We start from the raw sequence: 5,829 nt of genomic DNA on the forward strand, positions 1-5,829 counted from the left end.
ACACCCTTGCGGAGATGAACCACGCCCTGATGCAGGACTTTGCCCCGTTCGGGGTGACGGAGGGGCAGACCCCGGCGATGCCGGCGAAAGTCTACCCGCGGGGGCGGGTGCTGTTCGGCAAGACGCGGCTGCTGATGGATGAGGTGGCCCGGCAGTGCAATGCCAGCTGGATGTTCGTTGACGGGCAGCGGGTGATGCTGAAGAAGGACGAGTACATGCATGACGCGGTGGTGCTGAACAGCCGGACCGGACTGGTGGGGACGCCGACGCAGACCCTCGGCAAGGGAATCAACGTGCGGTGTCTGATTACACCGAAAATCCGCACAAACGGCCTTATTCACCTTAACCAGGCAGAGGTTATCATCAACCAGCAGAACCTCCCGGCTGAGGATATCGCGAAGGAGGGCGGGCGTTTTCCGGTGAGCGGGATAAAAGGTAACCGGCAGGCGACACGTCCGGCATCGAAAGCCCAGCTTGCCAGCATCGCGACTGACGGGGTGTATGTGGTGCGGGGGATTAACTACAGGGGCGATACACGGGGCCAGGAGTGGTATATGGATATGGTGTGCGAGGCACGCGGGGCTGATGATCTTATAAAGTCAAATACTACAAATAAGCTGGCACCTAAATGAAAAAAATAACAATGCTCATTGTAATGTTATTTTTAACTATTTTAAATACTCCAGCTTTTTGTGCGGGAAAGCCATTTGCTCGATGTGGTAATTATATACTTTCAGATAGTGGTATTGACAATGGATATATTTATATTAATGGTGCACGCCCTGAAACGCAGCATATAACTTTTTTAAAGGGAAAGAATGATTATGATAATATAAAACTTCAATGGATGATGGCTACCGATCAACCGAATACGTGGGTTGGCCTGGAGTACATCAAGCGTGATGGAAAAGCTATTCTTAATACTGAGTGGATCCGGGCTGGCGTAACAGGTGTAGATGGGTTTCGGCAGTTTGCAACTTACAATTGTGTCAGAGTTAAATAATCACAGGTTTTATTTTTATCTCAGATAACATCAAGGGCGGGCGTTTTCCTGTGAGCGGGATAAACGAAAACCGGCAGGCGACACGTCCGGCATCGAAAGCACAGCTTGCCAGCATCGCGACTGACGGCGTTTACATCGTGCGGGGGATTAACTATAAGGGCGATGCGCGGGGCCAGGAGTGGTATATGGATATGGTGTGCGAGGCACGCGGGGCTGATGATTTAGCAAGAAAATCAGTTAAAGAAAAAGCTCTCCCATAGGGATGATAATATGAAAGCTAATTGTGTCTTTGCTATAGCCATTTTAATTTTACCATTCCATGCTTTTGCGGACGGACAATGTGGTCCTTTCCGCTTAAGCGCCGGGCCTGACGATGGTTGGTTTCGTATTAATGGTGTAAGACCTGAAACACAGCATATAACTTTTTTAAAAGAAAAAGAAGATTATAGTAACCTTAAGCTTGAATGGATGATGGCTACCGATCAGCCGAATACATGGGTAGGCCTGGAATATATTAAACGCGATGGAAAAGCTATTCTTAATGCCGAGTGGATCCGGGCCGGAGTAACAGGTACAGATATGCCTCGGTAGCTTGCAACATACAATTGCGTCAGAGTTAAATAATTACCGTTTGATTTTTATTTCAGGTGCTATTAAGGATAGCGGATTTTTTCCGGTGAGCGGGATAAACGGAAATCGGCAGGCGACACGTCCGGCATCGAAAGCCCAGCTTGCCAGCATCGCGACTGACGGCGTTTACATCGTGCGGGGGATTAACTACAGGGGCGATACACGGGGCCAGGAGTGGTATATGGATATGGTGTGCGAGGCACGCGGGGCTGATGATTTATACGGTCAAGGAACAATACAAAAAACAACTTACTAATGTATCTTATGAAATGCTCAAAAATAATCTCGATGATTTTATTATTTATTTTCAATTTAAATGCTTTTGCCGATTCTCAATGTGGTAACTTTAAAGTGCATTGGGCAAATGATGGTTTGGCAAGAATTAATGGTGCTAAGCCCGACACGCAAAAAATAACTTTTCTTAAGGAGGGTGGCGATTATAATAATATTAAATTTGAATGGGTGATGACTACGAATCAGCCTGGGGTATGGGTTGGGATAGAATTTATCGGCCTCAATGGAAAAGCTACTCTTAACGTTGAATGGATTCAAGTCGGTGTTAGCGAACCTCGGCAGTTTGCAACTTACAATTGTGTCACAGTTAAATAATCACAGGTTTTATTTTTATCTAAGATAACATCAAGGGCGGGCGTTTTCCTGTGAGCGGGATAAACGAAAACCGGCAGGCGACACGTCCGGCATCGAAAGCACAGCTTGCCAGCATCGCGGCTGACGGGGTGTATATGGTGCGGGGGATAAACTATAAGGGCGATACGCGGGGCCAGGAGTGGTATATGGACATGGTGTGCGAGGCACGCGGGGCTGATGATCTTGGTTCTGACGGATCTTATAAAAAAGGACTTTGAAACATGAGGGCTTTTATTTGTTTGTTTTTCGTTTTTTTGCATTTCAGGTCAATGCCAGTATATACACAATACAATGCGGTCATTATCAATTAGAGGTGATTCCCGGTGCATTAAATAAAGTAAATGGTGAGAGAGTGACTTATCAGCGAATAGAAATGTTGGGTCCTAATGAAACGGGAATGAAAGTTGACATGACCCTAATGCCCGCCAGTGACGGCAACAACTATGGCTTCGAGTACGTGCACCGTCCGGATAGTGAAGTGCGATTCCTGAACGTTCAGTTACTCCAGGCTAATATGGACATACCTCCTATTATTGCTTCATTCCCCTGCAGGAAACTATCTGACTAGCCGTTCGCCAGAAGCATTCATTCAAATTCACCCGCCAATCGGCGGTCTTTTTATTTATGGGGGTTATCAATGATACAAACCGATCAATCCTTCAGCGGTAGCCTGTCTGAAACTTTCAGGTCAGAGCTTAAGGCATTAAATCAGAATCTGCGCGTGGCATCGCCCGGCATTATCCAGGCTTTTGACCCTGAAACCGTCACCGCCATAGTGCAGCCTGCGGTCCGTTACATTCACAGTGGTGAGAATGGTAAACAGAGTACCCATTTTTACCCGCAACTGGTTGATGTGCCCGTCATCTTTCCTCGTGGCGGTGGCTGTACGTTGACGTTCCCGATCAAAGAGGGTGATGAATGTCTGGTTATATTTGCCGACCGCTGTATCGACTTCTGGTGGCAGAGTGGGGGTGTTCAGGAGCCAGCGGATGATCGCATGCACGATCTGTCCGACGCCTTTGCTATCGTTGGCCCACAGTCGCAGGTACAGAAGATCGGCGCTATCAGCACCAATGCTGTGGAGATACGCAGCGACGATGGCGAGACGCGGCTCAGCCTGAATCCTGAAAGCGGCACCATCAACGGAACGGCACCCGGCGGATTTAATCTGAACGGGCTGAAAATTCTTCCCGACGGGCGACTCCAGCTAGTTGATGGTTCAATAGTTGACCAACACAGCCACGGCGGCGTTGAAAGCGGTGGCAACAGCACCGCCCCGCTAGGAGGTTAAAATGCGCTACCGACGTGAAGACAGTAATGGTGACTATACCTTCGGCAGCGGCGACGAGGCCTGGCTAAGCAACTCACCGGAAGCGGTGGCACAGGCTGTACTGACCCGTTTTAATCTCTGGTATGGGGAGTGGTTTCTCGACACGACGGTGGGCACACCCTGGATCCAGTCGGTGCTTGGCAGGCAGAAACCGGAGATTTACGACCTGGCGATCCGCCAGCGTATCCTTGAGACGCAAGGCGTAAACACCATCCGATCATTTAATACTACGGTGAATACAACAACGCGTCGTGTTCACTTTTTTGCTGAAATCGACACTTTCTATGGACCTATAACGCTCACTTCGGAGGCCTGATGTCTTTGAATCTCGACACGCTCGGCTTATCGGCAACGGTAACCGCTGAGGGGATCGGTGCGCCTGACTACCAGACGATCCTCAGTACGCTGACCGGCTACTTCCAGCAGATTTACGGCAGTGATGCTTATCTGGAACCCGACAGTAAAGATGGACAGATGGTGGCACTAATGGCGCTGGCAATTCATGATGCCAATAATGCGGCTATCGCCGTCTACAACTGCTATTCGCCTGCCACGGCCTACGGCGCGGCGCTGTCCAGCACGGTAAAAATCAACGGCATTTCCCGTAAAGGTGCGACCCGCTCTACTGCCGATCTGGTACTGTACGGGACAGCCGGAACGGTTATCACTAACGGCTCGGCGAAGGACAACAATAATATTGTATGGAGCCTTCCTTCCAGCGTGGTTATCGGTCTCGATGGCACCGTGACCATAACGGCAACCTGCTCAAGCAGCGGTGCGGTTGCTGCTCTTGCCGGAACAATAACCGGGATCAACACGCCAACCCGCGGTTGGTCTTCCGTCACGAATCCGGCTGCGGCAACCGTTGGCACCGCAGCAGAAACCGACGCGGAGCTTCGCATCCGACAGAGCCAGAGCGTCGGATTGCCCTCGCTGACGCCGTTCCAGGCGGTTGACGGTGCGATAGCCAATATCACTGGCGTAATGCGACATAAGCTATATGAAAATGACACGGGTGTCGCTGACAGCAACGGCCTACCACCGCACTCCATCTGCGGGGTAATCGACGGTGGTGATGTATCCACTGTTGCCATCGTGCTGCAGGGTAAAAAAGGGCTGGGGGTCAGTACTTACGGCTCGACGGCGGTCACCGTGTCGGACCTGTACGGTAATCCACACCTTATCAGCTTCTCCCGCCCCATCGATGTGCCGGTTTTCGCCTCCGTTACCTTACAGGCTTTTACCGGCTACACATCACAAATTGGCGAACAGATAAAAGAGGCTATTGCGGATTATGTGAATGGCCTGGCAATCGGTGACGATGTCCTGCTAAGCCGACTCTATTCGCCAGCTAATCTTGGGGTAGTCAGTGGGGGAAGCGCCCGGTATTACGACATCATTGCGCTGGTGATCGGGACATCGGCAGATAGCATGGCGGCAGCCAATATTACCCTTGCCTACGACGCGGCTGCGATCTGTTCGGTAGATAATATTCAGATTACGGTGGCTGCATGAGTAAATACACGGAGCTAATCACTAACTACCATGCCACGAAGCCGCTATTTTTCGAACACATCAATCTCTCAACCCGTCCGTTTATCAATATTTCCACCGCGCTAAAGGCCATGCCCGAGGATTTTGATATCGACACGGCAGTGGGCACCCAGCTCGACCAGATCGGCGAGTGGGTGGGACGTACCCGTTACGTTCGCGAACCTATCAGCGGCATCTACTTTTCATGGGATAACGACGCGCTGGGATATGATCAGGGCGTTTGGCAGGGACCATACGATCCTGACAGCGGCTTTACGGTACTGAGTGACGAGACCTATCGCATCGTTCTTAAGGCAAAAATCGCAATTAATAACTGGAATGGACAGAACGACACGCTACCCGCCATTCTTGATGCCGCAACGGCAGGCTCGGGTCTGCGCATGCAGATCGTTGACAACCAGGATATGACGATATCGGTCTGGGTTTTTTATGAAAACGGCAGCGCAGGCGTATCGCTCGAACTGCTCGCCGCTATACGCCAGGGTTATCTGACGGTGAAGGCGGCTGGAGTCTGGTCTGGTGATGTATTAACCCCCTCTGAAGGTAGCCAGTTTTTTGGCTTTGATATCACAAATAACTGGATAGCCGGTTTTGACGATGGCGCATGGGAGAGCGTGCTTTAAGTAACCTTAAATCAGCGGATTATATCCAAATGGAGTAATAA

10 protein-coding genes and 1 pseudogene are annotated in these 5,829 nt (G+C 50.3%); all 11 read left to right on the forward strand.

All coding sequences use genetic code 11. From position 1 onward, the window contains the following. Positions 1-632, forward strand: a pseudogene (locus EV102420_RS22595) (hypothetical protein); the annotation flags it as partial. Further along, positions 629-1,003: an STY1065/STY2022 family phage-derived protein gene (locus EV102420_RS20650; RefSeq protein ID WP_042396167.1), complete on the forward strand. Its 375-nt coding sequence runs from the start codon at positions 629-631 to the stop codon at positions 1,001-1,003. The pseudogene EV102420_RS22595 and the gene EV102420_RS20650, both read left to right, overlap by 4 nt. 50 nt (positions 1,004-1,053) lie before the next feature. Next, entirely contained in the window at positions 1,054-1,263 is a 210-nt protein-coding gene (locus EV102420_RS22220; protein ID WP_106403965.1) for a hypothetical protein, read from the forward strand. Positions 1,264-1,273: 10 nt separating this feature from the next. Continuing rightward, positions 1,274-1,594, forward strand: coding sequence for an STY1065/STY2022 family phage-derived protein (locus tag EV102420_RS20655; RefSeq protein WP_042396171.1), 321 nt, complete (start codon positions 1,274-1,276; stop codon positions 1,592-1,594). Between the two features lies 1 nt (position 1,595). Then, complete coding sequence (locus EV102420_RS20660; RefSeq protein WP_042396173.1) at positions 1,596-1,889, forward strand: hypothetical protein; 294 nt, start codon at positions 1,596-1,598, stop codon at positions 1,887-1,889. 32 nt (positions 1,890-1,921) lie between these two features. After that, positions 1,922-2,242, forward strand: coding sequence for an STY1065/STY2022 family phage-derived protein (locus tag EV102420_RS20665; protein WP_255211705.1), 321 nt, complete (start codon positions 1,922-1,924; stop codon positions 2,240-2,242). Positions 2,243-2,516: 274 nt separating this feature from the next. Beyond that, positions 2,517-2,849 (forward strand): STY1065/STY2022 family phage-derived protein, encoded by a 333-nt coding sequence (locus EV102420_RS23035; RefSeq protein WP_042396189.1) that lies wholly within the window; start codon positions 2,517-2,519, stop codon positions 2,847-2,849. Positions 2,850-2,918: 69 nt separating this feature from the next. Further along, positions 2,919-3,572, forward strand: coding sequence for a Gp138 family membrane-puncturing spike protein (locus EV102420_RS20680; RefSeq protein WP_042396180.1), 654 nt, complete (start codon positions 2,919-2,921; stop codon positions 3,570-3,572). Between the two features lies 1 nt (position 3,573). After that, the gene (locus EV102420_RS20685; RefSeq protein ID WP_042396182.1) at positions 3,574-3,927 is read left to right on the forward strand and encodes a contractile injection system sheath initiator; all 354 of its coding nucleotides are present in this window, start codon (positions 3,574-3,576) and stop codon (positions 3,925-3,927) included. After that, entirely contained in the window at positions 3,927-5,126 is a 1,200-nt protein-coding gene (locus EV102420_RS20690; protein ID WP_042396185.1) for a baseplate J/gp47 family protein, read from the forward strand. Before EV102420_RS20685 ends, EV102420_RS20690 begins: the two co-directional genes overlap by 1 nt. Then, complete coding sequence (locus EV102420_RS20695) at positions 5,123-5,788, forward strand: baseplate wedge 1 family protein (protein WP_042396186.1); 666 nt, start codon at positions 5,123-5,125, stop codon at positions 5,786-5,788. Before EV102420_RS20690 ends, EV102420_RS20695 begins: the two co-directional genes overlap by 4 nt. Positions 5,789-5,829: the final 41 nt, after the last annotated feature.

It is taken from the genome of Pseudescherichia vulneris NBRC 102420 (assembly GCF_000759795.1).
Classification (GTDB): domain Bacteria; phylum Pseudomonadota; class Gammaproteobacteria; order Enterobacterales; family Enterobacteriaceae; genus Pseudescherichia; species Pseudescherichia vulneris.

Coding starts and splice junctions, on each gene's coding strand:
- EV102420_RS20690 (WP_042396185.1), top strand. CDS start 3,927: ATGTCTTTGAATCTCGACACGCTCGGCTTATCGGCAACGGTAACCGCT.
- EV102420_RS20685 (WP_042396182.1), top strand. CDS start 3,574: ATGCGCTACCGACGTGAAGACAGTAATGGTGACTATACCTTCGGCAGC.
- EV102420_RS20680 (WP_042396180.1), top strand. CDS start 2,919: ATGATACAAACCGATCAATCCTTCAGCGGTAGCCTGTCTGAAACTTTC.
- EV102420_RS20655 (WP_042396171.1), top strand. CDS start 1,274: ATGAAAGCTAATTGTGTCTTTGCTATAGCCATTTTAATTTTACCATTC.
- EV102420_RS20650 (WP_042396167.1), top strand. CDS start 629: ATGAAAAAAATAACAATGCTCATTGTAATGTTATTTTTAACTATTTTA.
- EV102420_RS20695 (WP_042396186.1), top strand. CDS start 5,123: ATGAGTAAATACACGGAGCTAATCACTAACTACCATGCCACGAAGCCG.
- EV102420_RS20665 (WP_255211705.1), top strand. CDS start 1,922: ATGATTTTATTATTTATTTTCAATTTAAATGCTTTTGCCGATTCTCAA.